Origin of the sequence: Herbiconiux moechotypicola, assembly GCF_024979255.1 — a bacterium.
In the GTDB taxonomy this organism is placed as follows: domain Bacteria; phylum Actinomycetota; class Actinomycetes; order Actinomycetales; family Microbacteriaceae; genus Herbiconiux; species Herbiconiux moechotypicola.
Window position 1 is genome coordinate 88,187 of sequence record NZ_JANLCN010000010.1, and the last position, 26,376, is coordinate 114,562.

Annotated in this window: 27 protein-coding genes; 7 read left to right on the top strand and 20 right to left on the bottom strand. The window is 70.0% G+C overall.

Going from position 1 to position 26,376, the window contains the following annotated elements; all coding sequences use genetic code 11:
* Positions 1 to 109: 109 nt before the first annotated feature.
* Entirely contained in the window at positions 110 to 1,519 is a 1,410-nt protein-coding gene (locus N1031_RS15485) for a hypothetical protein (protein ID WP_259480625.1), read from the bottom strand.
* A gap of 120 nt (positions 1,520 to 1,639) precedes the next feature.
* On the opposite strand from N1031_RS15485, the gene N1031_RS15490 reads away from it, so the two are divergent.
* Positions 1,640 to 2,398: a hypothetical protein gene (locus N1031_RS15490; RefSeq protein WP_259480626.1), complete on the top strand. Its 759-nt coding sequence runs from the start codon at positions 1,640 to 1,642 to the stop codon at positions 2,396 to 2,398.
* A 108-nt stretch (positions 2,399 to 2,506) separates the two neighbouring features.
* Here N1031_RS15490 and N1031_RS15495 read toward each other — a convergent pair whose 3' ends face one another.
* A complete protein-coding gene (locus N1031_RS15495; protein WP_259480627.1) occupies positions 2,507 to 3,814 on the bottom strand; it encodes an MFS transporter in 1,308 nt (435 codons plus the stop codon).
* 103 nt (positions 3,815 to 3,917) lie between these two features.
* Between N1031_RS15495 and N1031_RS15500 the strand changes: the two genes are divergently transcribed.
* From N1031_RS15500 to N1031_RS15510, 3 genes are all read left to right on the top strand, one after another.
* A complete protein-coding gene (locus N1031_RS15500; protein ID WP_259480628.1) occupies positions 3,918 to 4,790 on the top strand; it encodes an MBL fold metallo-hydrolase in 873 nt (290 codons plus the stop codon).
* A complete protein-coding gene (locus N1031_RS15505; RefSeq protein ID WP_259480629.1) occupies positions 4,787 to 5,707 on the top strand; it encodes a shikimate dehydrogenase family protein in 921 nt (306 codons plus the stop codon). The genes N1031_RS15500 and N1031_RS15505 overlap by 4 nt, the downstream gene beginning before the upstream one ends.
* A 74-nt stretch (positions 5,708 to 5,781) precedes the next feature.
* The gene (locus tag N1031_RS15510) at positions 5,782 to 6,543 is read left to right on the top strand and encodes an SDR family NAD(P)-dependent oxidoreductase (protein ID WP_259480630.1); all 762 of its coding nucleotides are present in this window, start codon (positions 5,782 to 5,784) and stop codon (positions 6,541 to 6,543) included.
* An 11-nt stretch (positions 6,544 to 6,554) separates the two neighbouring features.
* Here N1031_RS15510 and N1031_RS15515 read toward each other — a convergent pair whose 3' ends face one another.
* From N1031_RS15515 to N1031_RS15530, 4 genes are all read right to left on the bottom strand, one after another.
* Entirely contained in the window at positions 6,555 to 7,292 is a 738-nt protein-coding gene (locus N1031_RS15515; protein ID WP_259480631.1) for a hypothetical protein, read from the bottom strand.
* Positions 7,293 to 7,492: 200 nt separating this feature from the next.
* Positions 7,493 to 8,059: a phosphatase domain-containing protein gene (locus tag N1031_RS15520; RefSeq protein ID WP_259480632.1), complete on the bottom strand. Its 567-nt coding sequence runs from the start codon at positions 8,057 to 8,059 to the stop codon at positions 7,493 to 7,495.
* Positions 8,056 to 9,072: a transketolase family protein gene (locus N1031_RS15525; protein WP_259480633.1), complete on the bottom strand. Its 1,017-nt coding sequence runs from the start codon at positions 9,070 to 9,072 to the stop codon at positions 8,056 to 8,058. Before N1031_RS15525 ends, N1031_RS15520 begins: the two co-directional genes overlap by 4 nt.
* A complete protein-coding gene (locus tag N1031_RS15530; protein ID WP_259480634.1) occupies positions 9,069 to 10,004 on the bottom strand; it encodes a transketolase in 936 nt (311 codons plus the stop codon). The genes N1031_RS15525 and N1031_RS15530 overlap by 4 nt, the downstream gene beginning before the upstream one ends.
* Before the next feature lie 96 nt (positions 10,005 to 10,100).
* Here N1031_RS15530 and N1031_RS15535 point away from each other — a divergent pair, with 96 nt between their 5' ends.
* Both N1031_RS15535 and N1031_RS15540 read left to right on the top strand, forming a co-directional pair.
* Entirely contained in the window at positions 10,101 to 10,781 is a 681-nt protein-coding gene (locus N1031_RS15535) for an SDR family NAD(P)-dependent oxidoreductase (protein ID WP_259480635.1), read from the top strand.
* Between the two features lie 15 nt (positions 10,782 to 10,796).
* On the top strand, positions 10,797 to 11,747 hold the full coding sequence (locus N1031_RS15540) for a hypothetical protein (RefSeq protein ID WP_259480636.1): 951 nt from the start codon (positions 10,797 to 10,799) through the stop codon (positions 11,745 to 11,747).
* Here N1031_RS15540 and N1031_RS15545 read toward each other — a convergent pair.
* Both N1031_RS15545 and N1031_RS15550 read right to left on the bottom strand, forming a co-directional pair.
* Positions 11,720 to 12,316 carry a hypothetical protein gene (locus N1031_RS15545; protein ID WP_259480637.1) on the bottom strand — a complete coding sequence of 199 codons (597 nt, stop codon included), beginning with the start codon at positions 12,314 to 12,316 and terminating at the stop codon, positions 11,720 to 11,722. The two genes, N1031_RS15540 and N1031_RS15545, sit on opposite strands and share 28 nt — an antisense overlap.
* A 60-nt stretch (positions 12,317 to 12,376) precedes the next feature.
* Positions 12,377 to 13,468 carry a zinc-binding dehydrogenase gene (locus N1031_RS15550; RefSeq protein ID WP_259480638.1) on the bottom strand — a complete coding sequence of 364 codons (1,092 nt, stop codon included), beginning with the start codon at positions 13,466 to 13,468 and terminating at the stop codon, positions 12,377 to 12,379.
* A gap of 123 nt (positions 13,469 to 13,591) precedes the next feature.
* Here N1031_RS15550 and glpK point away from each other — a divergent pair, with 123 nt between their 5' ends.
* Complete coding sequence (gene glpK, locus N1031_RS15555; protein ID WP_259480640.1) at positions 13,592 to 15,091, top strand: glycerol kinase GlpK; 1,500 nt, start codon at positions 13,592 to 13,594, stop codon at positions 15,089 to 15,091.
* A 39-nt stretch (positions 15,092 to 15,130) separates the two neighbouring features.
* Here the strand turns inward: glpK and N1031_RS15560 are convergent, their stop codons facing one another.
* From N1031_RS15560 to epsC, 12 genes are all read right to left on the bottom strand, one after another.
* On the bottom strand, positions 15,131 to 16,033 hold the full coding sequence (locus N1031_RS15560) for a MurR/RpiR family transcriptional regulator (RefSeq protein WP_259480644.1): 903 nt from the start codon (positions 16,031 to 16,033) through the stop codon (positions 15,131 to 15,133).
* Complete coding sequence (locus N1031_RS15565) at positions 16,011 to 16,973, bottom strand: NAD(P)-dependent oxidoreductase (protein ID WP_259480645.1); 963 nt, start codon at positions 16,971 to 16,973, stop codon at positions 16,011 to 16,013. Before N1031_RS15565 ends, N1031_RS15560 begins: the two co-directional genes overlap by 23 nt.
* Positions 16,974 to 16,978: 5 nt before the next feature.
* Complete coding sequence (locus N1031_RS15570) at positions 16,979 to 17,578, bottom strand: glucose-6-phosphate isomerase (RefSeq protein ID WP_259480646.1); 600 nt, start codon at positions 17,576 to 17,578, stop codon at positions 16,979 to 16,981.
* A gap of 53 nt (positions 17,579 to 17,631) precedes the next feature.
* The gene (locus N1031_RS15575; protein WP_259480647.1) at positions 17,632 to 18,603 is read right to left on the bottom strand and encodes a shikimate dehydrogenase family protein; all 972 of its coding nucleotides are present in this window, start codon (positions 18,601 to 18,603) and stop codon (positions 17,632 to 17,634) included.
* A complete protein-coding gene (locus N1031_RS15580) occupies positions 18,600 to 19,637 on the bottom strand; it encodes a zinc-dependent dehydrogenase (RefSeq protein ID WP_259480648.1) in 1,038 nt (345 codons plus the stop codon). Before N1031_RS15580 ends, N1031_RS15575 begins: the two co-directional genes overlap by 4 nt.
* A complete protein-coding gene (locus N1031_RS15585) occupies positions 19,634 to 20,815 on the bottom strand; it encodes a galactitol-1-phosphate 5-dehydrogenase (protein WP_259480649.1) in 1,182 nt (393 codons plus the stop codon). The genes N1031_RS15580 and N1031_RS15585 overlap by 4 nt, the downstream gene beginning before the upstream one ends.
* 1 nt (position 20,816) lies before the next feature.
* Entirely contained in the window at positions 20,817 to 21,665 is an 849-nt protein-coding gene (locus N1031_RS15590) for an SDR family oxidoreductase (protein WP_259480650.1), read from the bottom strand.
* Entirely contained in the window at positions 21,655 to 22,353 is a 699-nt protein-coding gene (eda, locus tag N1031_RS15595) for a bifunctional 4-hydroxy-2-oxoglutarate aldolase/2-dehydro-3-deoxy-phosphogluconate aldolase (protein ID WP_259480652.1), read from the bottom strand. The genes N1031_RS15590 and eda overlap by 11 nt, the downstream gene beginning before the upstream one ends.
* A complete protein-coding gene (locus tag N1031_RS15600; RefSeq protein ID WP_259480653.1) occupies positions 22,350 to 23,180 on the bottom strand; it encodes an ATP-binding cassette domain-containing protein in 831 nt (276 codons plus the stop codon). Before N1031_RS15600 ends, eda begins: the two co-directional genes overlap by 4 nt.
* Before the next feature lies 1 nt (position 23,181).
* On the bottom strand, positions 23,182 to 24,225 hold the full coding sequence (locus tag N1031_RS15605) for an ABC transporter permease (RefSeq protein ID WP_259480654.1): 1,044 nt from the start codon (positions 24,223 to 24,225) through the stop codon (positions 23,182 to 23,184).
* Positions 24,226 to 24,230: 5 nt separating this feature from the next.
* Positions 24,231 to 25,271, bottom strand: a complete 1,041-nt coding sequence (locus N1031_RS15610) for a substrate-binding domain-containing protein (RefSeq protein WP_259480656.1) — start codon at positions 25,269 to 25,271, stop codon at positions 24,231 to 24,233.
* A 496-nt stretch (positions 25,272 to 25,767) separates the two neighbouring features.
* Positions 25,768 to 26,376, bottom strand: coding sequence for a serine O-acetyltransferase EpsC (epsC, locus tag N1031_RS15615; RefSeq protein ID WP_259480658.1), 609 nt, complete (start codon positions 26,374 to 26,376; stop codon positions 25,768 to 25,770).

A 26,376-nucleotide genomic window follows, 5' to 3' on the forward strand; every position in this document is an offset into this window, starting at 1 on the left:
GGCTTGGTGGAAGTTTTCCCGCGGATCGGGGGACGATCCATGTTCAGCATTCGAAGGAGCGGCAGCATTTGAACTTCCGCAGTGAAGAAGAAGAAGAAGAAGAAGAGTTCTAGTCCCTTCCGAACGTTTCGGGGTAAGCGTTGCGCACATATCTCACGAGAGTGTCTTTGTGCGGGTCACCCGGGCGTGACCAGTGGGTGTTGAGAACTTCAAGATCGAGCTGACCTGCGTCGGCCCAGACCTTGAGTGAGCGTGCCGCGAATTCGAAGGACTGCTCGAAGCGAGCCGACCTCCGAGCAGTTTCGTCCGCTGGCTTGTGCCGGAGAGCCCCGTCATGCACGACGAGTAGCTCGCGTGCGCCCGACTTGATCTTCGCTTCCAATGATTCGCGCAACAGCCACAGCCGCTCACTCATCGCGAGGATCACCTCGTCGTTCGGTTGGTGCCCACGTTTTTTCAGCGCAACCTGGCGCCGAGCGATCTCTGCCTCGAGTGCCCACTCGTCGCTCTGAATGTAGACATGATGAATGTGCGAAGCAGGATTGCCCAGGAGGAGGGCGGCGGCTTGCGACCCGGTCGACCAATGACTCCACACTCGCTTGTGACGCGGTCGCTCAAGGAGATGCCGCTGGAACTGGTCCATCTCTGCCCCGTCAAGATCAAGATTTCGTACGCCATAGACCGTGCGCACCAGATCACGAGTCGACGTCAGACCGTACCCGAGGAGCTTGGCGAGGTGCGCCGCGACATCCCCTGCCCACGACGATACCGTGAGCGCCGTCACGGCAACGTGAGGTAAGTGTGGATGGGAGATTTCTATCGAGGACGGGTGCTCCCGACCCACATGTCGGACGGACCAATGCGAGGTGAGGTCTTTCTCACCATCGGCCGCAGGCCATCGTGGCTCCGTGGCGCCGGTGTGAAGGGCTCCGGAGAATTCAAGAGGCTCTCGGAAATGCGCCCACACCTCAGAGTCATCAGCAGGGAGGTCATCGGTTCGGCGGAAGTCGAGCCGGTCCGCAACGTGCAGCGCGTACAGCTGCGAGCCAGCCTCGCTCCTCACGGTGAACGCGTCGACCGCGGGCCAGACAGCTACTGCCCATTCGCTCGAGTTGAGCGCGGCATCGACGACTCTGCCTACTCCCGTCGATGCGTGCAGCGCAGATATGTCCTCTGAGAGCTGGAGAACTCGTGCTCTGAGCGTGGAAACTCGTTGCGGAAGATACAACGGGTCCACCTGCCCCGAATCTGGGTCACCGCTCATCGCGAGCGCCTGCGCAATCAACGGCAGCAGACTCAACTGCGGGTGAGTCGGCTTGTCCGTTCTTCTCCATTGGCGGACGGTTGCCGCAGAAACAAAGGTGGGCAGCAGATTTGCGAGCTCGGAAGCAGACATCTTTCTGACATCCATGAACGTCACCAGTTCATGCCGAAAGATCCGCCAGCTGTCAGCTTGGCGCACAGGTGTGGAGAACTCATCGAGGGTGTGGGAATTCCCACGCTCATCTTCGTTGACCATGGAAAAAAGCTACAGCTAGCATCCCAATTGAGACAACGCCTCCTCCCATCACCCCAACAACGCGACCGCGTTGCTGTCGCCACATCACACGCCGATCCGCAGTCAACAAAGGGAGCACCCATGAAGTTCCGAGCCCATCCCTTCGCCATCACGTTGGGAATCGCTGCCGCCACAGTCGCCCTGGTGACCGGCGGTCACTCCACCGCAGCATTCGCGGATGCCCAGTTCAAGGTCGCGTGGACTCACGTGGGAATCTACCCCCGTTCCGGGCCTTCAATGGAGTCAACCAAGGTGGGCGCTGCACTGCCCGACGGCACGACCGTCACAGTCGTGTGCGAGCAGGAAGGACAGTCCGTCACCAGCGATGTCACCACGTCGAGCATCTGGGAACTGACCTCGAATGGCACCTGGCTCCCCAACGCCTTCGTCGAGACACACTCGAATGGCTGGACACCCGGAGTTCCTCGCTGCGACCAGCCCGAGACTTCACCCCAGACACCGACTGAGACGCCATTCCCGGTTTCAGGCATTCCGATCAAGAACAACGGGAGTGTCTACGCCCAACTGTACAGTCACTACTACGACAGGAGCGGCACGAACGCCGTCATCGAGTGGTCGTTCTTCCAGCAGAATGCGCGACTGATGGACGTCGCTCGCTCTCTCAAGGTAAACGAGTACACCGAGTTCCCCAGCAACCCTACGGACGATGGCACCGACTACTTCCTGGCTATGGGCACTCATACAATCTGGAGGACTTCGCAGAACTGCTTCAGGGTAAAGGACACGTACGACTTCGCGTTCCCCTACGTCACGCAGGTGTACGACGCATGGAGAGGCAACGCGAAGGTATTCACGGTGTATTCCTCTGGCTGCATCTGAACCCCTGCTTCATCAGTCCGCCACGAGGCAAGGGCCGCGCGCATCATCCCGCGCGGCCCTCGCAACCGCCAAGGCCGGTGCCACCCATCCGGTCAGCAGATACACACCTCAAGCACCCGCCTGGTCAGTACCAGCCTTGGGCTCTGCATCCGCAGCTTCTGCGGCCTTCTGCGTGGCCTGCGCCGCCGCGACCGCGGCCCGGCCCGACGGCAGCAGGAGCGCCACCACGATCACGATCACCGTGGCGACACCACCGGCGATGAGCAGCGCCTGCACGCTGATGACGTCGGCCAGCGGGCCGAACACCGACATGCCGATGGGGGTGGCGAGCGCCATCACGATGCCCACGTAGCTGAACACCCGGCCGTGCTTGTCGGGGTCGACGGTCTCCTGCACCAGGGTCATGAACGGGGCGGAGAACAGCGGCACCCCGAGACCGAACAGGAACATGAAGGCGTAGAACACCCAGAGGTTCGGGCTCAGGCCGAGCGCGATGGTGAACACGGCGAAGGCGAAGCTCGACACGATGATGAGGCCGATGCGGCTCACCTTCGCCAGCACGGTCGAGACCAGCACACCACCGAGCAACATGCCGATGCTGAAGGCGATCTCGAGCACCGTGACCATCCACACCTCGGTGCCGAAGGTGCGGGCGATGAGGAGCGGGGTGACGAACGACGGTGCCACGGTGAGCAGGAAGATGATGGCGAACACCACCAGCAGCCAGCGCACGATGCGGTGGTGCCAGATGTAGTGCATGCCCTCCACGAGGTCTTCGCGGTAGGTCGACGCCTTCTCGGCCACCCGGTCGAGCGTGGGCACCACCACCATCGCGAGCAGCAGGATGCCGATGACAGCCGTGACCACGTCGATGAAGAACGCCGGCACGATGCCGAAGATGCCGAACACGGCACCGGCCGCGGCGGGGGCGAGCAGGGCCATGGCCGACTGGATGGTCTGGAAGAAGCCGTTCACACGCATGAGCTGGTCGGGCGGGGCGATCTGCGGGATCATCGCCTGCACGGCGGGCGTCTGCACCCCGGCGCCGACGGAGCGCACGGCGACGGCGAGCAGGATGATCCACAGATCGGTGATGCCGTTCAGCATGAGCAGGGCGAGCACGAGCGTGACGGCGGCGATGGTGCCGTCGGCGAGCATGACGAGCACCTTGCGGTTCATGCGGTCGGCGAGCACGCCACCGAAGATCGACACCACGCCCTGAGGCAGGAAGGCCGCGACGGCGTAGAGGGCGACCGCGAGGCCAGACTGGGTCTCGAAGGTCACCCACCACATCACCACGTACTGCACGATCATCGACCCGAACAGCGAGACCGTCTGGCCGCTGAGGAACAGGGTGACATTGCGCTTCCAGTGCGCGGGGATCTCCGGGGTGGCGGGTGCCGTCTCATCCGTCATGTGAACAGCGTATACATGACCACCGACATCGAGCCCTCCGGGTTTCTTGCAAGAAATTTCGATACTGGCTAGTCTGAGAGAAATTCTTGCGAAGGAGCCGCCGATGTCCCCCGCCGAAACCGTGATCGACCCCGCGTTCCCCGCCCCGGAGGGGTGGGAGGACGAGGTCGTCGCCTGGTGGCTCGGCCAGGCCGGCTTCGCGCTCCGCCACCGCGACGAGCTCGTGTTCATCGACCCCTACCTCAGCGACGTGCTCGCCCTGAAGTACCGCGGCCGCGTCTTCCCCCACACTCGCCTCCACCCCACGCCCGTCAACCCCTCCGACGTCACCGGGCTGTCCCTGGTGCTCTGCACCCACGGACACACCGACCACATGGACCTCGGCTCCATCCCCTACCTGCAGACCTCGAGCGACCCGCTCTTCATCGTGCCCCGCTCCGAAGCCGTCAAAGCCGTCTCCCGCGGCATTCCGCCCGCACGGCTGCTCGGGCTCGACGCGGGCGAGCACGCCGGCATCGGCGCCGTCGCCGTCACCGCGGTGCCCGCCGCCCACGAGCACCTCGAGCTCGACGCCCACGGTCAGAACCTCTTCCTCGGCTACGTGATCGAGCTCGGCGGCCTGCGCATCTACCACTCCGGCGACTGCGCACCCTACGAAGGGCAGGAGCAGATCATCCGCGAGCTCGATGTCGACATCGCCCTGCTGCCGGTGAACGGACGGGATGCGCACCGCGTCGACCACGGCGTGCCCGGCAACTTCTCGGTCGACGAGGCGGTCGCACTGTGCCGCGCCGCGCGCATCCCGGCCCTCGTGCCGCACCACTGGGGGCTGTTCGCCTTCAACACCGCCAACCCCGACGAGCTGCGGGCCGCGCTCGAGGAGGTCGACGACGTGGCCTGGCGGCTGCCCGTGCTGGGCGAGCCGTTCCGTCTGAGTGGCGTCGGCGCGTCTCGCATCGCGGGGGCCCGCGCGTGACGAGCACGTTCTGGTTCTTCGGGGTCACCACCGGCCAGTCGGCCATGCAGCGCATCTATCCGCTCTGGATGGAGCACCTCGGCATCGACTCCGAGCTGCGCGGGATCGACTTCGCGCTCGACGCGCCCGCCGAGGGTTACCGGGCGGCCGTGGAGCGCATCCGCGACGACCCCGCCTCGATCGGGGCGCTCATCACCACTCACAAGCTCGCCGTGCTGAACGCCGCCCGTGACCTCTTCGACGAGCTCGACGACTCGGCACGGCTGCTGCACGAGGTGAGCTGCATCGCGAAGCGGGGCGACCGGATGCTCGGAGCGGCGCTCGACGATCGCACGAGCTCCCTCGCCCTGCGTGGTCTCGCGGGCGAGGGGTGGTGGGATGCGGGTGGCGAGCTGCTGCTGCTCGGGGCCGGCGGGGCGTCGGTCGCGACGGTGCTCGGCGTGCACCGGGCGGCGGAGGCCGGGCTCGACGCGCCCGCGCGCATCCGGGTGACCGCCCGTTCGCCGCACCGACTCTCGGAGCTCACCGCGCTCGCGGACTCGGTGGGGTTGCGCATCCCGCTCGACCCCGTGGTGGCCGCCGACGCCGCCGCGACGGATGCGGTGGTCGCGACGCTGCCGCCGCACTCGATCGTGGTGAACGCGACCGGTATGGGCAAGGACAGGCCCGGGTCGCCGACCTCGGACGGGGTGCGCTACCCCGATGATTCGATCGCGTGGGACATGAACTACCGGGGCGAGCGGCTCTTCCTCGAGCAGGCGCGGGCGCAGGGCGCCTCCGCTCGCACACGGGTGGTCGACGGATGGGACTACTTCGTGCACTCCTGGACCCACGTGGTGGCCGTGGTGCACCAGGTCGACATCTCCGGGCCGGTGTTCGACGAGATGTCGGCGATCGCCCGCTCCGCGATGGCCTGAGCGGCGGCGCACGCGCTAGCGTCGTCGTGGGAGACAGGGCCGGAGGGACCGCCCCTCCCACCCGAGGAGCGACGATGCCCACACCCGCAAGCCCCGCCGACCCCCGCGTCGCGATCGTCACCGGAGCCGCGTCGGGGGTGGGCCTGGCCACGGTGCGAGGATTGCTCGCTGAAAGTGCCCACGTGGTGGCGGTCGACGTCGATCCGTCCGCGGCGGAGCTCTTCGCCGCCGATCCGGGCGTGCTGACGGTGATCGGCGACGTGGCCGACCCCGCTACCGCCGAACGCGCGGTGACCGCGGCGCTCGACGCCTTCGGGCGCGTCGACGTGCTCGTGAACAACGCCGCCCGCTTTCTGCTCAAGCCGCTCGCCGAGACGACCGTGACCGAGTGGGATGCGGTGCTCCGCACGAACGTGCGCGGCGTATTCCTGTTCTCGCGGGCGGTGCTGCCCACGATGACGGCGCAGGGCGGAGGCTCGATCGTGAACGTCACCTCCATCTCGGGCCTCGTGGGGCTCGCGAACCAGGCGGTCTACGGCGCGAGCAAGGGAGCGATCGTCACGCTCACGAAGGCGCTCGCGGTCGAGGTGGCCGCATCGGGCGTGCGGGTGAACGCGGTCGCGCCGGGCACCGTCGACACCCCGTTCGTGCGGGAGCCGCTCGCCGCCCTGCCCGACCCGGAGGCCACCCTCCGCACGATCGCGGCGACGCATCCGCTCGGCCGCATCGCCCGGCCCTCCGAGATCGCCGACGCCGTGCTCTACCTCGCCTCCCCCGCCGCCTCCTTCATCACCGGCACCGTCCTCCCCGTCGACGGCGGCTACACCGCCCAGTGACCCGCCCCCCGCTAGAGCGACCTGGCCACGGACTCGACAGGGCAGAGCTCCAACCGGGTCTCCACCTGCGAGTACTGTCGCAGCCAACCCTCAAGGCCCGCGTCGACGTACCCCGCAAGCCCGACGAGGGTGTCATGCGCCTCGCGGAGCGGGAGGCGCACCGGTGATCCATCGACGTTCATCTCCCCCGGGAGCGGCACGCCCCAGATGATGTGCTCGTGGTGCGCGATCCTGTTGCGAAGCGCCTGCACCCGTCGAGCCGCGGTTTCGACACGTGCACGATCGAGATCAGCGACATGAGGGAATGCACGCCGCAGAGCCGGCTTCCACAACACACTGTCGTAGATGACCCGGCGGCGCTCGGTTCCGCTGCCTCTATAAGCCCCTCGCCCGAGGAGCTTCACCCAGAACCCGAACATGAGCGTCGCGACGAGTTTTCCGTGAATCACATCGGTCGTCCCCGTGAGCTGTGCGAGCCGACCCCTTCGCCAGGCCTCACCGACGAGTGCTGCTGTGCCGTCGTCCAGGATGTCGGTGCGCCGGTACCACTCGAGGCCGAACTCGGAGGCGAGCTCCCGGGCCATCGCCGATCGCATCGCGATCTCCACCGTCGCGAGATCGTCGAACACCGCCAGAGCCACGGATGCCGCCCACCGGTAAAGCGCGATCGGCTCTACCTCCGTCCGATCGCACGCGAGACGGTACCGGGCGAATCTGACAGGCGGAATCGTCGCCACGAGACGTTCCACTGGACCCGCTTCCTTGCGCCCACTGCGCTCCGCACCTACGATTGACCCATAGCCCCCGGCGCAGCGCACTCAGTGTGACGGCCGGGGTTCACTTTTTTCCGTGATCTCGAACCGATCTCGGGGATCTCTCGCGCCGATCGAACGATCGAACGATCGAACGATCGAACGAAGTCGAGCATACCTCGCTCTCGAAAAGAGGGTCAGACGCCGCCGTCGTAGCGGGAGGTGTTGTCGTAGTAGCCGCTGGGGAGGTAGAGGCTCGGGATGCCGAGTTCGACGTACATGTCGGTGATCTTGCGGTTGTCGTCGATGGCGAGCACGGGGTCGACGCCCCAGTCGCGCAGGCGGGCCACTTCGTCGCGCTTGTAGTCGACGGCGTGGCGCGAGGAGTCGTCCTCGTCGGGCGGGCGGCACACCAGCAGGTCCCAGCGGAGGGCGTGACCGTCGAGCCAGGCGCGCGTGGTGGCGGCGACGTCGTCGATGCGGCCGGTGAGGATGACGACGCGCACCTCGTCGCGCACCGTCGAGGCGAGCACACGGCCGGCCTCGATCACGCCGTCGGCCTCGACGCCGCCGTAGAACCCCGCCCAGTCAGGCTCCTCGCGATGCAGGAAGTGCTGCCGGTGCAGTGCATCGGCGATCACCCCGTCGAGGTCGAAGATGACCGCGGGTCCAGGCAGCAGGGTGCCGTCGGCGGGATGCCAGTGCCCGGGGAGGGCGTCGGCGGCCGCCGCGCGCACGGCGGCCGAGGTGGCGTCGGCGATCATGCGGAGCGCACCTCCGCCCCGGCATCGGCCCCGGCGAGCGCCTCGCGCACGACCTCGGCGATGCCCGGCGCATCCAGCCGGTAGTGCCGGTACAGGTGCGTGGGCGGCGCGATGAGGCTGTACTCGTCGTGGATTCCGTGCCGCACCAGGCGGGCGCGCGACGGCGACTCCGCCATCACCTCCGCCACGGCGGCGCCGAGCCCGCCCAGCACGTTGTGCTCCTCAATGGTCACCACCAGGGCGCTGCGGGCCGAGGCGGCACGCACCAGTTCCGCATCCAGCGGCTTGATCGTCGGCATGTCGATCACCCCGACCGAGAGCCCCTCCGCGCGGAGCGCCTCGGCCGCGGCGAGCGACGGATGAACCTGGGTGCCGCAGGCGATGAGGGTCACGTCGGTGCCGGTGGAGTGCTCGACCCCCCGCCCGAACACGAACTCCACGTCGTCGGCGTAGACCTGCGGGTCGCGCCCGCGGCTGGTGCGGAAGTAGATGGGCTCCGGCCAGCTGGCTGATGCGCGGATCGCCGCCCGCAACTGCGGACCGTCGGCGGGCGACACCACGGTGAGCCCCGCGATCGCCCGCATCGTGGAGATGTCCTCCGTGGCGTGGTGGCTCGTGCCGTAGAACCCGAGCGCGATGCCGGTGTGATGGCCGATCAGCCGCACCGGGAGCTTGGTGTACGCCACGTCCATCCGTATCTGCTCGCAGCACAGCAGCGCGAGGAACGAGGCGAAGGTGGCCACGAACGGCGTGTGCCCCGTGGTGGCGAGGCCCGCCGCGGCCGAGACCATGTTCTGCTCGGAGATGCCGAACTGCAGAAAGCGGTCGGGATGCGCGCGGGCGAACTTCACGAGGCCGTTGGAGTACTGCAGGTCGGCGGTGCCCGCCACCACGGGAACTCCGGCCTCGACGAGATCGAGCAGGCCGTCGGAGAGGTGGTCGAGCCCGGGGTTCTGGGCGTTGAGGCCGCGGTACTGCCACGACCCCTCGGAGAGGGTGGCGGGGGCACTCATGCGCGCACCCCCGCTCCGGTCGAGGCTGCCGCCGAGCGGATCTCGGCGACCGCCGCCTCCGCATCCGCCGGCACCAGGTAGCCGAGATGCCACCCGGGCTCGGTCTCCATGTAGCCGACCCCCTTGCCCTTCTTCGTGTGCGCGATCACGCAGCTCGGCGCGGCCTCGGCGGGCCGGTCGGCGAGCCCCAGCAGCAGGTCGCGGACCGCGACCGCGTCGTGCCCGTCGACCTCGTGCACCTCCCACCCGAAGGCGCGCCACTTGTCGGCGAGGGGCTCGATGCCCACCACCTCGTCGACCTCGCCGTCGAGCTGGAACCCGTTGCGGTCGACGATCGCGACGAGCTTGCCGAGACGGTGGTGGGCGCCCGCGAGCGCCGCCTCCCACACCTGCCCCTCCTGCATCTCGCCGTCGCCCAGCATCACGAACACCGAGAAGCCGTCGCCGTTCATCCGGCCCCCGAGCGCCATGCCGAGACCGTTCGAGAGCGCGTGCCCGATGGAGCCCGAGCTGAAGTCGATGCCGGGCACCTTCGTCATGTCGGGGTGGTCGCCGAGCGGGCTGCCGAGCCGCGTGTAGCCGTTCAGCACCTCGGCGGGGAAGAACCCGAGGTCGGAGAGCACGGGGAAGAGGCCCACGGCGGCGTGGCCCTTGCCCATGAGGAAGCGGTCTCGGCCCTGCCACTGCGGGTTCGCGGGGTCGGTGCGCATCACGCCGTAGTAGAGCGCGGCGAAGATCTCGGCGGCCGAGAACACGGAACTGTAATGGCCGACCTTGGCCAGCTCGATGAGCCGGATGGCCTCGGTGCGCACGAACTCGGCGCGGTCGGCGAGCAGCGCGGCGTCGGCGACGGGGCGGGCAGGCGCGAGCGCCGCCGAGGGGTGTTTCGCGGGCGGGTGGGGGGCGGGCGGATGCGTCGTTGCAGAGGGCATGCGCCCATGCTGTTTGAAATTTCCCCCGTCGTCAAGCTACTCTCAGAATAAATTTCGATTCTCGAGGGAGAGACCATGTCCGAAGCGCATCCACCCGTGGCCGTTGTGACCGGGGGCGCCACCGGCATCGGCCGGGCCGTCGGCGAGCTGCTCGTCTCGCGCGGCTGGCAGGTGCGCGCCATCGGCCTCGACAGCGACTCCGACCTGCCCGAGGGCATCTCGTTCGTGCGTGCCGACGTGAGCGACCCGGATGCGCTCCGGACCGCAGTGGAGGACCTCGGCCCGGTCTCGGCGCTGGTCACCGCGGCCGCCGTGCTGCGCGACGATGAGTGGCTGCCCGCGAGCTTCGACCGCGTGCTCGAGATCAACGTGACCGGCGTGCTGGCCGTCGCCGAGCTGCTGCGCTCACGGCTCGCCGACGCTGGCGGCGCGATCGTGAACTTCGCCTCGATGTGGAGCTACTTCGGCTCGATCGGCGCCCCCGCCTACGCGGCCTCGAAGGGCGCGATCGTAGCGCTGACCCGGTCGCAGGCGGTGGCGTACGCCGCCGAGGGCATCCGGGTGAACGCCGTCGCCCCGGGCTGGATCGAGACCCCCATGTCGCGTCGCGCCCGCAACGACGCCGAGCGCTACTCCCGCATCACCACGCGCATCCCGCTCGCCCGCTGGGGCACGGCGGCCGAGGTCGCGGCGGCCATCGGGTTCCTCGTGTCGACCGAGGCGTCGTACGTGACCGGGAGCGTGCTCGACGTCGACGGGGGTTACTCGATCGGGTGAGCGTAGGCTCGTCGGATGACCTCCCCGACGACCGTGGTGATCGCCGGCCACGTGTGCGTCGACGAGATCCAGACCGACCGCAGCGTGCACCGCACTGCCGGTTCGCCCGCGGTCTTCATGGCGCCCGTGCTCACCGAGGCCGGATGCACGCCGCTCGTCTCTGCGCCACACGGTCGCGACTTCGCCGCGCTTGGCACGGGGCTCCGGATGCTCGAGCCGGCCGTCGGCGACCGCACCCTCGTCTACCGCAACGACGTGCGGCGCACGCAGCGAATGCAGTCGGTGCGTGAGGCGGACACGGCATTCGTGACCGCACCCGGGCGCGACTCCGGCACCGCCGACGCGCTGGGCGACGCGGCCGCCCTGCTGTTCACGCCGCTATTACCCTCGCCGTGGGCGGGTGCAGTCGACGCCTTCACCGCGGCGGTGCCCTCCGACGCGCTTCGGCTGCTGCTCGTGCAGGGTTACCTGCGCGAACCGGGCGCGCCCGGCGCGGACGGCCTGCGGCCGGTGCTGCCACGCGACTTCGTCGAGGCCGGGGACGTGCTGCCGCGCTTCGACGTGGCCGTGCTCAGCGAGGAAGACCTGCCGGGCGTCGCGCATGCACGCGCGCACGCCTGGTCGCGCGCGCATCCGTCGACCGCGATCGTCGTGACGCGCGGGCCGCTGGGGGCGAGCGTGCACCTGCGCGGTGAGCGCATCGACGTGTCGACCGGCGAAGCAGGACCGCTCGAGCCCGCGGCGCTGGTGGGCGCGGGTGACGTGTTCGGCGCCGAGCTGGCGTGCGCGCTGATCGCGTCGCCGGGTCGTGCCGCCGAGCGTGCCGTGATCGTCGACGCCGTGGAGCGTGCCGACCGCGCCACCTCGCGCCGGCTCGCCGCGCGGATCGTGCAGCGGCGAGCGGGGCCCGCTGGGCGCGACGCGGCGCGCGAGGCGGCTCAGGTGGGCGAGACGCCGATCGCGTAGCCCGAGGTGAGCTCCGTGGTGGCCTCGACGGTGGTGGTCACGTCGGAGAGCCAGACCGTCTGCACCTGGACCTGCCACGTGGCCAGAGGGGCGAAGGTCGCCGCGGGGGTGTCCTTGTAGTAGAACGTGAAGTCGATGCGCCCCAGCTCGTTGGCACCGAGCACGACAGTCATGCGGCTGCTGGTGACGCCTCCGCCGATGTCCATGTTGGTCCAGTTCGTGGGCAGTGCACCCTGCCCCACGAGGGTGAAGCCGCTCAGGAAGAGTGCGGGTGCCTCGCCCGGCGCGGAGTCGCTGCGGGAGACCAGGAATGTCACCTCGGTGTCGAGGCCTCCGGGGCCGGCCTGGATGTAGAGCGAGCTGGGGCCCTCCGCGTAGAGCGCGGTCGCGGGAGACGTGTCCTGCGACCCCACCAGCAGCGTCGCAGGCGTTCCGGCGAAGTACTGGGAGGGCGTGGCCGGCTCGGTCGAGGCCGAGGCGAGCGGGGTGGCGACGGCTACGGCGACGACTGGCACCGACCAGGCCGCGGCGGTCATGACGGTGCGACGGTCGAATTCTGTGTTCTTCATATGTCGGGCTCCCCAAAAGCTCTGATGTGATGCTCAGTCTAGGGGTATGCGGTTACCGCTTTAGAACACGACCAGTGTGCGGGCTCCCACTCCCCGCTCCAGGTCGGCGATGCCGTCCTGGATGTCGTCGAGCGGGATGCGACGGCCGGCCAACGCGTCCAGCTCCAGTGCGCCCGCCAGGTAGTCCTGCACCAACCGCGGCAGGTCGCGCCGGGGCACCAGAGAACCAGCACGCACCCCGTGCACACCCTTGCCCGAGTGCAGATGCCCCGCGGGGAATGCGATCTCCGCGTCGTCGCCGAAAACGCCGACCGCCCAGACCGATCCGCCCCGCGCCGCCGCTTCGAGGCCGAGATCGACCAGGGCGGGCACGCCGACCGCCTCGAACACGTGGTCGGCTCCCCCGTCGGTGAGCCGATGGATCGTCGCGGCGGCATGGGAATCAGCCGCAGTGTTGATGGTGTGCGTGGCGCCGAAGCTCTCGGCCGCGAGGGCGAGGCGCTCGTCGCTGCGGTCGAGAGCGATGACGCTCGCCGCGCCCGCGCCGGCCGCACCCTGGCACACGTTGAGCCCCACCCCGCCCGCGCCGATCACCACGACGTGGTCACCCGGCCCCACCCCCGCCACCGTGCGCGCCGACCCCACCCCGGTGGCCACGGCGCAGCCGAGCATCGCCGCGAGGTCGAGCGGCATGCGCGGGTCGATCACCGTCACGGCGTTGCGGTGCAGCACCATCTCCTCGGCGAAGCCCCCGATGTTCGTCCACTGATGCACCTCGCGGCCGGACTGGGCCAGACGCGGCGGCGCCTCCGCCGGCCGCATGGTGGCCTCGCGATTCTGGCACATCGCCGGCCTCCCGGCCCGGCACTGCCGGCACGCGCCGCAATAGACGACGAAGCAGGCGATCACGTGGTCGCCCACCCGCACATCCGTCACCGCGTCGCCGACCTCGGTCACGACGCCCGAGGCCTCGTGCCCCAGCACCACGGGCATCGGCCGGGCCACCCGGCCGTCGATCACGTGGAGATCGGAATGGCAGAGCCCCACGGCGGCCGTGGCGACCCGCACCTCCTGGGCGAGCAGCACATCCGGAGTGTCGACCTGTTCGATGCGCAGGGGTTCGTGAGGGGCGTGCAGGACGGCGGCGCGCATGGTGAAGACTCCCGTGTCGGTAATTTTTTCGCAATTCGGGTTGAATTCGAAAGAAACTTCGGCCACTCTAGTGATGGGCAGCGAGCCCGGTCAACACACACGATGAAGTGGACACGCCCGACGATGACGAAGACGCACGTGATGGCTCTGGATGCGGGAACGGGGAGCGTGCGCGCCATCCTGTTCCGCCACGACGGCTCGGTGGAGCACATCGCGCAGGAGGAGTTCGCGCAGCACTACCCGGCGCCCGGCTGGGTGGAGCACGATGCGGTGGACATCTGGGAGTCGCAGCGTCGCGTGGCGCAGCGGGTGCTCGCCGAGTCGGGGGTGGCGGCTGAGGCGGTCGCCGCGATCGGCATCACGAACCAGCGCGAGACCTGCGTGCTCTGGGACCGCGTGACGGGGGAGCCCGTGCACAACGCCCTGGTGTGGCAGGACGGTCGCACCGCCGGATTCTGCGACGAACTGCGCGAGGCCGGGCACGCCGAACGGGTGCGCACGGCGACGGGATTGCCGATCGACACCTACTTCTCGGGCACGAAGCTGAAGTGGCTGCTCGACAACGTGCCCGGCGCCCGCGCCCGCGCCGAGGCCGGCGAGCTGCTGGCCGGCACGATCGACTCGTGGCTCATCTGGAAGCTCACCGACGGCGCCGCGCACGTGACCGACTACTCGAACGCCTCGCGCACGATGCTGTTCAACATCCGCCGCCTGGAGTGGGATGCGGAGATCCTGGAGCTGCTCGACATCCCGCTCGCCGTGCTGCCCGCGGTGCGGCCCTCGAGCGAGGTGTACGGGGTGACGGGCTCGACCGCCGGATTGGGCGCGGCGATCCCCGTGGCGTCGGCGACCGGCGACCAGCAGGGCGCCCTGTTCGGGCAGGCCTGCTTCACCGCGGGATCCGTCAAGGCCACCTACGGCACCGGCGGCTCGGTCATGATGAACACAGGCACGACCCTCGTGGAGTCGTCGGCCGGGCTCATCACGACCATCGCGTGGGGCCTCGACGGGCGGGTGGAGTACGCGCTCGAAGGGGTGTTCTTCGGGGTCGGCGCCACCATCAAGTGGCTGCGCGACGAGCTGCGGGTGATCGACGACGTGGCGTCGACGGCCGAGATCGCGGAGTCGGTGCCCGACACCGGAGGTGTGTACCTGGTGCCGGCGTTCACCGGCATCGCGTCGCCGTACTGGGACCAGTACGCACGGGCGACGGTGTTCGGCATCACGCCCGGCACCGGGCGCGCCCAGCTCGTGCGTGCCGCCCTGGAGTCGATGAGCTACTCCTACCGCGACGTGATCGAGGCCATGAACGCCGAGTCGGGCACCCCGTTGCCCGAGCTGCGCGTCGACGGCGGGGCCGTGGCGAACGACTTCCACCTGCAGTTCCAGGCCGACCAGCTCGGGGTGCCCGTGCACCGCCCGCGCATCACGGAGTCGACCGCGCGCGGCGCCGCCTTCCTCGCCGGGCTCGCCGTCGGCTTCTGGGGGTCGCAGGAGGAGCTGCGCGACACCATCGACATCGAGCGCACCTTCGAGCCGCACATGGACGCCGCCACCCGCGCCGAGCTCTACGCCGGCTGGACGAAGGCCGTCGAGCGCTCCCTCGACTGGGTCGCGCACTGACGACGAGTCGGCTCCCCTGCTCTCGGGCTATCTCCCGAATTACCGGGAGCCGCTGACGCGCGTGGGCCGGATGGCCGAGAGGTACGACTCCTGCAGGTAGTCGGCCGTCTCCTCGTAGTACGTCGTGGCGTACGACGCGTACAGCGCGTCGATCGCGAGCAGCTGCCCCCACTTCGCCGTGACCGACTCACCGTACACGTCCGACGAGGCCACCGTCCCGGCCGTCAGCAGCACCGTGTCGACCACGGAGGCCAGCGCCGAGTCGACGTTGGAAGTGACCCCCACCGTGTGCGCCCCGTGGAACTTCGCGATCTGCGCCGACGACACCACCGAGGTGGAGTCGCCCGAGTCGCTGATGGCGATGAGCACGTCGGAGGGCCCGAGCGTGGCGCTGCCCATCGACTGCACGCTCTGGTCGCGGAAGAAGTGACACCGCACCCCGGCGCGGAGGAACCGCATGGTGGCGCTCTCGGCCGCGCTCGACGACGACCCCATGGCGGCGAAGTAGAGCGACGAGGCCGAGTGGATGCGCTCGACCGTGTCGGCGATCACCTCGGGGTCGAGTCGCTCGGCGGTGCGGGTGAGCGACTCGTAGCTGCCGTGCAGCACCTTCTCGATCACGTTCTCGGTGCTGTCGCCCTTGAGCACGCCCTCGTACACCCAGTTGGTGCGCTGCTCTCCGGCGCCGGGCCGCGAGTAGATGGCCTGGGCGATGCCGAGGCGCAGCTGGTTGTAGCCGTCGAGCTCGAGCTCGCGCAGGAACCGCGACACCGTCGAGTCGGCCACCCCGGCCCGCCCGGCGAGCTCGGTGATGGAGAGCGCCTGCGCCTCTTCGGGGTTGGTGAGGATGACGTCGGCCACGCCTCGCAGCGCAGGACTGAGCGACCCTGCACGGCGCGAGATCTGGTGCAGGATGTTGTCACTCATCGCCTGGTCGCTCACGGTCAGAGTCTAAGGCGTCGAGCAGATTCGACACCGCTGCCCCGAGGGCCCGGTCGACGCTCTCGCGGGTGAAGCCGCCGATGTGCGCGGTGCCCAGAACGGCGGGATGCGCGGTGAGCGTGGTGACGCCGGGCGGCTCCACCTCGAACACGTCGGTGGCGTAGGCCCGCAACCCGCCCGAGTCGAGGGCGGCGAGCACGGCCGCTTCGTCGACGAGGGATGCACGCGCCGTGTTCACGAGGATCGCGCCGGCGGGCAGGGCAGCGAGCGCCCGCGCATCCAGCAGCGGGGTCGCGGCCGGCGGCGCGTGCAGGCTCAGCACCTCGGCGGTGGCGAGCACCTCCTCCAGGGGTGCGAAGGCGAAGTCGCCGTCGGGCGCGAACGAGCTGTCGGGGTAGGCGTCGAACGCCCGCACGCTCATCCCGAGCGCCAGGGCGACACGCGCCACGCGCCGGCCCACCTGCCCGGCGCCCACGAGGCCGAGCCGCCGCCCGGCGAGCTCGATCCCCTCCCACCGGCCCCACTCCCCCGCGCGGATGGCCGCCGTGGCCGAGGGCAGCGAGCGCGCCGCGGCGAGCATCAGCCCGACCGCGAGCTCGGCCACGCCCTGCGCGTTGGCGGCGGGTGCCCGCAGCACCTCCACGCCGAGCTCCGAGGCGGCGGCCAGGTCGATCGCGTCAGCACCCGTGCCGTTGCGCGAGATCGCCCGCAGCCGCGGAGCCGCCGCCAGCGTCTCGCGCGTGACGGGCTCGACCCCCGCGAGGTACCCCACGGCCGAGCCGAGCGCCGCGCGTTGCTGCTCGGGCGTGGGCACCGCTCCGGGTGACGGGAAGACGAGTTCGTAACCGGCGTCGCGCATCCGCTCGAGGGCTGGGTGGCCGTAGGCCGAGCGGGGCGTTACGACGATGCGCCCCGCCGAGGCAGAGACAGCGGCGTCCATGCCGCTCAGTCCGCCCAGCGCGGGTTCGCCACGAGTTCGGGCACACCGTCGCGGTCGAGCACGATGGTGCGGAACCCCTTGGTCTCGATGGTGCCGTAGTCGTGCCCGGCGTCGCCCGGGAAGGCGAAGAAGGTGATGAGCGGCTCGCTCGCCGAGGTGTTGATGCTGCGGTGCGCGTAGCGCCCGGGCACGTACACCGAGCGGCCGGGCCGGAACTCCTCCACCTGCACGTCGCCCTCTGGGCTCTCCATGAGCATGAGCCCCTGCCCCGAGAGGCAGAAGTAGATCTCGGCCGACTCGAGCCGGGTGTGGAAGTGCCCCTTGGTCATGTAGTACTCGTCGCCCACCTTGCCGGGGTAGGTGATGCTCGTGCCGTAGGCCACCTCGGTCTCGAGCAGGGGCACGTCGAAGTCGTAGAACTCGTAGCTCAATGGGTCGCCCGCAGCGACGGCGGCCTCGAAGGCCTCGGTGTCGGCGTAGAGGCCGCGCATCGCCGAGAGCGGGCGCTTGAGCGACGGCCGGTCGGCGGTGAGGCCGGTACCGAGGTCGAACTGGGTGGCGACCGCCTTCACGATGGGGTCGAGGGATGCGGTGGTACTGCTCATGGTCGGTGTGTCCTTCTGAGTGTCGGGAAAAGGGTGGGTGGTCTCGCGCGTCGTCAGCGACGGGCGATCTCGGAGAGCTGGTCGAAGCCGGGGCCCGAGGTGGGGATGCGCAGGTCGAACACCTGGTCCATCACGCGCGTCCAGCCGTGGAGGAAGTAGAACCAGCCGTCGACCGGATGCACGCCGCGGCCGGCCTGACGCCTCGCCTGATCGAGGAAGACCAGGTCGCCGCGGTAGTTGAAGTCCCAGGCGACGGCGCCGTCGGGGAACCCGACCGCATCCGTGAGCGGTGACCCCGGACGGTCTTTGCCGAGGCCGGTGGCGTTCACCACGATCGCGCCGGGGGCGAGACCGGAGAGCACCTCGTCGTTCTGCTCGGGGGAGGGCGCGACGACGTAGTCGATCGGGATGCGGAAGCCGAGCCGATCGTGGAAGGCGCGCATCTCGTCGAGGCGGCCCGGGCGGCGGTTGGTCACGACGATCCGCGTGGGCACGGGCTGCCCCGCCTGCTGCAGGCGGTGCAGGTGCAGGGTGAGCGCGAGCGACGAGCCGCCGGCACCGAGGAGGAGGAGCTCGCGAGCGGCGGCCCCGGCACCCTCGCGTGCGCCTGTGTCCTCCCCGACGATCGCGTCGTAGGCGAGCCCGGCCGTCACGTCGTCCATCGCGTGCCCGAGCAGCCGGTCTCCCCGCTTCGAGATGCTGCTGATCTCGTCGAGCTGCGCGGCCGACTCCCCCACCTCGTCGAAGAGGTCGCGGCTGGCCTTGTAGAGGTTGAGCTTGTGCGTGGTCACGAGCGCGCCGAGCGCGTTCGGATCGTCGCGCAGGTACTCCACCACGCGCCGGTACACCTCGGGCGGAGCGTCGAGCGGAATGTCGATGCCGGCGATCCGCGGCGGCAGCCCCAGGTGCTCCGCCCAGCGCGGGAACACCGTCATGATCGACGACGACCCCGTGGTGACGCCCACGAAGAAGAAGGTGGGCTCGGGCTGGTTCTCGAGGGTCTCGGGGGTGAGCACGGTGGTCACACGATCACCGACTTCATACCGGCGCCGGTGCGCGACTGCTCCATTGCGAGCGCGATGTCGTCGAGGGCGAACCGCCCCGTGATGACGGGGGTGAGGTCGACGCCCCCGCCCGCCACGATGTCGATGGCGTCGCCGTAGTCGGTGACGCTCGACCCCGTGGTGCCGGTGAGCGTCTGCTCGCGGTAGTGCAGCGAGTTCACGTCGATCGGCGGCCGGGCGCCGTCGCCGAGGCCCGAGAACACGTTGATGCGGCCGAGCCGTCCGGCGAGACCGGTGGCCGCGGAGATGACCTCGGCCTTCGACACGCAGGTGATGACCACGTCGGCCCCCTCACCTCCGGTCAGCCGGTCGACCTCGGCGGCGAGGTCGGTCTCGGTGACGTTCACGAGCACGTCGGCGCCCATCCGTCCGGCGATCTCGAGGCGCGGCTGCCGCGAGTTGGCGACGATCACCTGCCGGGCGCCCGCCCTCTTCGCGAGCACCGTGTGGAAGCATCCGATGGGCCCCGCGCCGATGATGAGCACCGTGTCGCCCTCGCCCACCTCGACCTTGCGCTGCCCGTGCAGGCAGCACGACAGCGGCTCGATCACGGCCGCCACCTCGAAGCCCACACTGTCGGGCAGGTGGAAGAGGTTGCCGCGCTCGAGGGCGATGGCGGGCACGCGGAGGAACTCGGCGAAGCCGCCGTCCATCGTGATGCCGAAGGCCTCGTAGTCGGGGCAGAGCTGGTTGAGGCCCTTGGCGCAGAGGGCGCAGCGCCCGCAGCCCACGTTGGGGGCCGCGCTCACCCGGTCGCCCGGGGCGAAGCCCTGCACCTCGGCGCCGGCCTCCACCACCTCGCCGCTCCACTCGTGCCCGAGCACGCGTGGAGTGCCGGCCGGGATGCGGAAGTGGCCGTGCTTCACGATGCGCAGGTCGGTGCCGCAGATGCTCGCGGCGCGCACGCGCACGAGCACGTCGCCCGGCCCGATGGCCGGCACCGGCACTTCGGCGACCTCGATCACGCCGGGCTCGCGGAAGACGGCGGCCTTCATCGGGCCACCTCCGGGGCCAGCGGGGCGGCCGGGGCACCTTGCGAGACCGGCGCGGTGGCGGCGCGCTCGGCGGCGTCCTCCCCCGCGAGCCGCGCGGAGAGCGACGCGGCGAGCGCCGCATCCCGCTCGGCCAGCGCCTCGGCCGACACCGCGAACACCGTCTTGTTCGACCATCCCGCTCGATCCGCCAGCCGCGCGAACACCGCGGGCGCGTCGTCGAGCGTCTCGACGTGGCTCACCAGGTCGTCGACCGCGAGCGTGCGGCCGAGGCAGGCCACCACCATCTCCCAGTCGTTCGTTACCCGCGGCGCGATCGTCGCGTTCCAGGTGCCGCGCAGCACGAGCTCGCGGCGCAGGATGCGCGACACCGCCTCCTTGGGCAGGGCCACGTCGGTCGAGAGGTCGCCGAGCAGCACCACCTGGCCGCGGTGAGCGGCGGCGTGCACCGCCTGCAGGAAGGTGACGCCCAGACCGGAGGCCTCGACGGAGATGTCGACCCCGCGGCCGCCGGTGGCGGCCAGGGCGAGCTCGTCGGAGGGCGCGGCCGAGGCGTCGAGCGTCTCGAAGCCGAGCTGCGCCGCGACGGTGCGCTTGCGCGCGTCGACGTCGGCCACGAGCACGCGCACCACGCCGAGGATGCGCAGCCACTGCGCCGCGAAGAGCCCGATCGGGCCCGCGCCGATCACGAGCGCGCTCGCGTTCGGCGGCACCACGGCCTTGCGCACGGCGTGCAGCGCCACCCCCGCGGGCTCCACCATCGCACCCGCGATGAGCGAGGTGCCCGCCGGCAGCTTCACGAGGTTGCGGGCCGGCACCCGCAGGTACTCTTCCAGCCCGCCGTCACGCCGGGAGCCGAAGTAGTCGTACCGGTCGCCGAGCGTGTACTCGCCGATCTCGGTCATCGGATCGGTGGGGTCGGGGATGCACGGGAAGATCGCCACCCGGTCGCCCGCCACGAGCATCCCGTCGGCGGAGTCCTCCTCCACCGTGCCCGACATCTCGTGCCCGAGCACCAGCGGGAAGCCGTAGCCCTTGCCCACGCCGTAGCGCAGCACGTCGGAGCCGCACACGCCCACCGCGCCCACGCGCACGAGCACCGGGTCGACGCCCACGGGCTCGGGCGGGGGCACGTCGCGCACGACGAGCGAGCGCACCCCCTCCAGCACTGCCGCCTTCATCTCAGACCTCCATGCCGTACCGCAGCACCTTGTGCGTGGGGTAGAGCGAGAAGGTGGGGATGGTGACGTCGGGCGTGCGGGTGGCGATGTAGAGCGCGGCCTCGGCCACGTTCGACACGTCGATGCAGCTGGCCGAGAGGCCCTCCTCGATCTCCTTCTCGTCGAGCCAGCCGTCGGTGTAGGCGGGCAGGTCGCCGTCGTAGAGGCCGCGGTCGATGATCTCGGTCATGGGGGTGCGCACGTGCGAGGGGTTCAGCACGGTCACGCCGATGTTCTTCTCCATGCCCTCGATGAGGATGTTCTTCGACAGCCCCAGCATCCCGTGCTTCGACGCCCGGTACGGGCTGTGGCCCGGCCCGGAGGCGACCTTCGTCGACGAGGAGCCCATGTTGATGATGCGGCCGCCCGTGGACTGCTTCTCCATGACGAGGAAGGCCTCGCGGCAGCAGAGGAAGACGCCGGTGAGGTTGGGGCCGATGGTCTTCGTCCACTCCTCGAGCGTGACCTCGGTGATGGGCGGCGCCAGCGAGTCGCGGCCCGCACTGTTCACCACGAGGTCGAGCCGGCCGAAGCGGGCGAGGGTCTCGGCGAAGAAGGAGCGCACCTGGTCTTCGTCGACCACGTCTCCGGTGAGGGCGAGCACCTCGCCGCCGCGGTCGGCACTGCGCTCGGCGATGTCGGCGGCGACCTGGTCGAGGCGGGCGGTGTCGATGTCGATCATCGCCACCTTGGCGCCGTTGGCGGCATAGATGCGGGCGACGGCCTCGCCGATGCCCGAGGCGGCGCCGGTGATGAGGGCGACCTTGCCGGCGAGCGCGTCGCCGGGGGTCGGCAGGTAGTCAGGCACCATGGTGGTGCTCCTTTCGAGCGTTGTCTCTGATGGTTCTCACGGTGTCGGCGGCCGAGGCCGCCCGCCGCGTGATCTCGGCGAAGTCGCCGGCCTCGAGCAGGTCGCGGGGTGCGATCCAGGTGCCGCCGCAGGCGAGCACGGAGGGGCGGGATAGGTAGCGCGGCAGATCGTCGACCCTGATGCCGCCGGTGGGCATGAGCCGCGCGTGCGGGTAGGGCCCGGCGAGCGCGTCGATGAGGGCGACACCGCCGGCCGCCTCGGCGGGGAACAGCTTCACCACGTCGGCGCCGAGCGCGAGGGCGCGGTCGAGCTCGGATGCGGTGGCCGCCCCCGGGATGAAGTCGAGACCTCGTGAGGCGGCGTGGGCGAGCACCTCGGGGTTGGTGCCGGGGGCGACCCCGAAGTGCGCACCGGCCTCCACCGCGGCGTCGACCGACGCCGTGGTGAGCAGCGTCCCGGCTCCCACCACGAAGCCGGGACGCGCATCCGTCACCGCCCGGATGGCTGCCGCAGCGGCCGCGGAGCGGAAGGTCACCTCCATGCCAGTGAGCCCACCGGCCGCCAGCGCGTCGGCCAGGTGGAGGGCCTGGTCTGCCGAGGAGACCACGACCACGGGCACCACGCCGGCCTGGGCGAGGTAGTCGGCGGCGCGGGTGGCCGCACCGGCCGCCGCGCCGCTCCCGGTCATGCCGGGCTCCCGAGGCCGAGCTGCTCGGGGGTCTTCGCGCCCACCATCATCGCCACCGCATCCGCCATGTCGACCTGGTCGGTCTCCACGAGCGCGATGCGCTTGCCGAGGCGCTGGATGTGGATGCGGTCGGCCACCTCGAAGATCTGCGGCATGTTGTGGCTGATGAGGATGACGGGGATGCCGCGGGCATTGATGTCCTTGATGAGCTTCACCACCCGACCGGACTCCTTCACGCCGAGGGCGGCGGTGGGCTCGTCGAGGATGACCACCTTCGAGCCGAAGGCTGCGGCGCGGGCGACCGCCACACCCTGACGCTGGCCGCCGGAGAGCGTCTCCACCGACTGGCCCACGTTCTGGAGGGTCTGGAGGCCGAGCTCCGACATGGCGCCGAGGGCCTCCTGGCGCATCTTCTTCTTGTCGAGCATCCGGAACACGCTGCCCGCGATGCCCGCGCGGCGGATCTCGCGGCCGAGGAAGATGTTGCTCGCCACGTCGAGCGCGGGCGACACGGCGAGGCTCTGGAACACCGTCTCGATGCCGAGCCGGCGCGCCTCGACGGGCGACTTGAGCGTGGTGCGCTCGCCGCCCACGAGCAGCTCGCCCTCGTCGGGCTGCACCGCACCGGAGAGGCACTGGATGAGGGAGGACTTGCCGGCGCCGTTGTCGCCGATCACCGCGAGCACCTCGCCGCGGCGGATCTCGAAGTCGGTCTCGTCGAGCGCCACCACGTGGCCGTAGCGCTTCACGAGGCCCCGGCCCTCGAGGATGAGCTCGGGAGCGGGGTCGGGCGTGGTCGATGTCGTCGTCGTTGTCGTGTCGGTCATCTCAGCGTCCGATCTTGCGCAGGCGCTGGTCGACCGCGACGGCGCCGATGATGAGCAGTCCGATGGTGAACTCCTGCCAGAGGTTGTCGAAGCCCGCGAGCGAGAGGCCGCTCGAGAACACGCCCACGATCACCGCGCCGAGCAGCGTGCCCATGATGCGGCCGCGGCCGCCGAACAGGCTCGTGCCGCCGATGACGACCGCGGTGATGGAGGCGAGGTTGTAGCTCGCGCCCGCCGTGGGCGAGATGGAGCCGATGCGGCCGATGAGCAGCCACGCGGTCACGCCGATGATGAGGCCCGCCACCACGTACACCGACATGAGCACCCGGTTCACCCGAATGCCCGAGAGCCTCGCCGCCTCGATGTTGTCGCCCACCGCGTAGATGTGCATGCCCCAGGCGGTGCTCCTCAGGATGTACGCGAAGAGCACGAACATGAGGATGGTGAGCACCTGCCCGTAGGTGAAGGTGGTGCCGAGCACCTGGAACCCCGTGCCCAGGAAGGTGAACAGGGCAGGCACGTCGGCGTAGGGCACGCTCTCACCGTCGGAGATGAAGATGTTGAGCGCGTAGAAGATGCTGAGCGTGCCGAGGGTGGCGATGAACGGCGGGATGTTGAGCTTGGTCACGATGAGCCCGTTGATGGCGCCGCAGGCGACGCCGACGAGGATGCCCACCACGAGCGCGAGCTCCACCGGGAGCCCCATCGCCACCGCGACCTTGCCCATCACCACCTGCGCCAGCAGCATCACGGCCGCCACCGAGAGGTCGATGCCCGCGGTGAGGATGATGAGGGTCTGGGCGATGCCGAGCATCGCGATCACCTGCACCTGCTGCAGGATGAGCGAGAAGTTCTGCAGGGTGCCGAAGTTGGGCGAGACGATCGAGAACACGATCAGGGCGATCACGAGCACCGCGATGGGGCCGATCAGCGGGCGCGAGAGCATCCGCCGTTCGATCCACTGCAGGGGCCCCAGGCGCTCCGAGCGGCCGATCTCGACCAGCCCGACCGCCGATGTCGTGTCGGCCGGCTTGGTGTCGGTCATGTCGGTCAGCCCCAGCAGTTCTCGAGGCCCCAGGCGGTGTCTTCGGAGTCGACACCCTCCTGCGGCTGGTCGGTGATGAGGGTGACGCCGGTGTTGGTGAAGTCGAGGCCCTCGCTGTTGGCGGGCTTCGTGCCGTCGTCGAGGTAGGCCTTCACCGCCTGGAGGGCCTGCTTCGACATCTCGAGCGGGAACTGCATGCTCGTGGCGGCGATGATGCCCTCCTGCACGTTCGTGACGCCCGGGCATCCGCCGTCGACCGACACGATCGTGATCTGGTCTTCGAGGCCCGCGGCGGTGACGGCCTGGTAGGCGCCGGCGGCGGTGGGCTCGTTGATCGTGTAGACGAGGTTGATGGTGGGGTCTTTCTGCAGCAGCTTCTCCATGCCGGTGCGCCCGCCCGCCTCGTTGGCGTCGGTGACCTCGTGGCCGACGAGGCGATCGTCGGTCTCGTCCCACATCTTGGTGGGGTCGGCCGTGTCGATGCCGAAGCCCTCGAGGAAGCCCTGGTTGCGGGCGACGTCGACCGGGATCTGGTCGGTGGAGAGGTCGAGCGTGGCGATGCGGGCCGGGGTGTCGCCGAGCGCGGCCTTCGCCCACTCGCCCACGAGCTGGCCGGCGAGCACGTTGTCGGTGGCGAAGGTGCCGTCGATGCCGGAGCCCTCGCCGAGCGGGGAGTCCATGGCGAACACCACGACGCCCGCCTGCTGCGCCTTCTGGATGGCCGGGATGATGCCGTCGCCGGCGGGGGTGACGAGGATCGCCTTCGCGCCCTGGGCGGTGAAGTTCTCGATCGCCGTGATCTGCGAGTCCACGTCGCTCTGGCCGTCGCCGGAGGCGACCTGGAGGTTGAAGCCCAGTGCCTCGGCTTCCTCCTTCGCGCCCTCGGTCATCTTCACGTAGAAGGGGTTGTCCTGGGTCTTGATGACGAGGCCCACGAGGGGCTCGTCCGAGTTCGACGATGAAGCGGTGCTGCAGGCGCTGAGGCCGAGGAGCGCCATCGCTCCGACGGCCGACGCAGCGACGATGCTGCGGATACGAGCGTGCATGATGTCCTCTCGGGAGGGTAGGAAATGATTACCGATTCCCACACCGTACCGGAAATTTCTACGATTTCAAGATATGCAGCAGCATTTTCTCTCCACCCCTGCCCGCTCTCACATCGGCCGCCCGCGCATCCACCTCGCCCTACGTAGGCGCGCGGCGGGTTCGCCACGCCACACGACGAGCGGCGCCGTCGGCGGCGAGCAACCCGGCTCGCGTGGCTGTCGCGGCGCGGCCGACCTCACGCGCCACCACGCGCCCACCATCCCCCCCACCCCGCACCCGCGCAGGTGTTGCGCGTCGAGTTCGCCACGCGTGGCGACGGCCGGCACCGCATGGGGCGAGGATCGCGCCTCGCGTGGCGAAGCCCGAACACTCCGACGAGCAGACGAGCGGGTGGAGTCCGGGTTGCGGCATGCGCGGGGTAGGGCGCACGCGCGGGTGGGGCGGGACGCGCGAGGTAGGGCGGATGCGCGGATGGGTGGGGCTCGTAGGGCGACGTCAGATGTAGATGGCGGGGTCGAGGTAGAAGGCGGGGTCGGTGAGGGAGTCGCGGGGGCCGGAGGCGCCGGGGGTGGCGTGCGCGACGTCGCGGGCGGGGATGCCGACGAGCACGGAACCCGCGGGGGCGTCTTTGACGACGACCGCACCCGCGCCCACGCTGCTGTCGGAGCCGATGACCACCGGCCCGAGGATGGTGGCGCCCGCACCGACCGTCACCCGGTCGCCGAGCGTGGGGTGGCGCTTCTCGCGGCGCGAGCTCTTCCCGCCGAGCGTGACCGCGTGGTAGAGCATCACGTCGTCGCCGATGACCGCGGTCTCACCGATCACCACGCCCATCCCGTGATCGATGAACAACCGTCGGCCGATGCGCGCACCCGGGTGGATCTCCACACCCGTGAGGAACCGAGCGAACTGCGACAGCAGCCGCGCCGGCAGCCGGAGCCCTGGCGCCCGCCACCAGCGGTGCGCCACCCGGTACAGCCACACCGCGTGCACCCCGGGGTATGACAGCACCACCACGAGCGCACTCCGCGCCGCCGGGTCGTGAGCGCGCGCGGCGGCCACGTCTTCGCGCACGCGGGCGAGAAGACGGCGGCCGACGCTCAC

Coding starts and splice junctions, on each gene's coding strand:
- N1031_RS15485 (WP_259480625.1), bottom strand. CDS start 1,519: ATGGTCAACGAAGATGAGCGTGGGAATTCCCACACCCTCGATGAGTTC.
- N1031_RS15490 (WP_259480626.1), top strand. CDS start 1,640: ATGAAGTTCCGAGCCCATCCCTTCGCCATCACGTTGGGAATCGCTGCC.
- N1031_RS15495 (WP_259480627.1), bottom strand. CDS start 3,814: ATGACGGATGAGACGGCACCCGCCACCCCGGAGATCCCCGCGCACTGG.
- N1031_RS15500 (WP_259480628.1), top strand. CDS start 3,918: ATGTCCCCCGCCGAAACCGTGATCGACCCCGCGTTCCCCGCCCCGGAG.
- N1031_RS15510 (WP_259480630.1), top strand. CDS start 5,782: ATGCCCACACCCGCAAGCCCCGCCGACCCCCGCGTCGCGATCGTCACC.
- N1031_RS15520 (WP_259480632.1), bottom strand. CDS start 8,059: ATGATCGCCGACGCCACCTCGGCCGCCGTGCGCGCGGCGGCCGCCGAC.
- N1031_RS15525 (WP_259480633.1), bottom strand. CDS start 9,072: ATGAGTGCCCCCGCCACCCTCTCCGAGGGGTCGTGGCAGTACCGCGGC.
- N1031_RS15530 (WP_259480634.1), bottom strand. CDS start 10,004: ATGCCCTCTGCAACGACGCATCCGCCCGCCCCCCACCCGCCCGCGAAA.
- N1031_RS15540 (WP_259480636.1), top strand. CDS start 10,797: ATGACCTCCCCGACGACCGTGGTGATCGCCGGCCACGTGTGCGTCGAC.
- N1031_RS15545 (WP_259480637.1), bottom strand. CDS start 12,316: ATGAAGAACACAGAATTCGACCGTCGCACCGTCATGACCGCCGCGGCC.
- N1031_RS15550 (WP_259480638.1), bottom strand. CDS start 13,468: ATGCGCGCCGCCGTCCTGCACGCCCCTCACGAACCCCTGCGCATCGAA.
- glpK (WP_259480640.1), top strand. CDS start 13,592: ATGACGAAGACGCACGTGATGGCTCTGGATGCGGGAACGGGGAGCGTG.
- N1031_RS15565 (WP_259480645.1), bottom strand. CDS start 16,973: ATGGACGCCGCTGTCTCTGCCTCGGCGGGGCGCATCGTCGTAACGCCC.
- N1031_RS15570 (WP_259480646.1), bottom strand. CDS start 17,578: ATGAGCAGTACCACCGCATCCCTCGACCCCATCGTGAAGGCGGTCGCC.
- N1031_RS15580 (WP_259480648.1), bottom strand. CDS start 19,637: ATGAAGGCCGCCGTCTTCCGCGAGCCCGGCGTGATCGAGGTCGCCGAA.
- N1031_RS15585 (WP_259480649.1), bottom strand. CDS start 20,815: ATGAAGGCGGCAGTGCTGGAGGGGGTGCGCTCGCTCGTCGTGCGCGAC.
- N1031_RS15590 (WP_259480650.1), bottom strand. CDS start 21,665: ATGGTGCCTGACTACCTGCCGACCCCCGGCGACGCGCTCGCCGGCAAG.
- eda (WP_259480652.1), bottom strand. CDS start 22,353: ATGACCGGGAGCGGCGCGGCGGCCGGTGCGGCCACCCGCGCCGCCGAC.
- N1031_RS15600 (WP_259480653.1), bottom strand. CDS start 23,180: ATGACCGACACGACAACGACGACGACATCGACCACGCCCGACCCCGCT.
- N1031_RS15605 (WP_259480654.1), bottom strand. CDS start 24,225: ATGACCGACACCAAGCCGGCCGACACGACATCGGCGGTCGGGCTGGTC.
- N1031_RS15610 (WP_259480656.1), bottom strand. CDS start 25,271: ATGCACGCTCGTATCCGCAGCATCGTCGCTGCGTCGGCCGTCGGAGCG.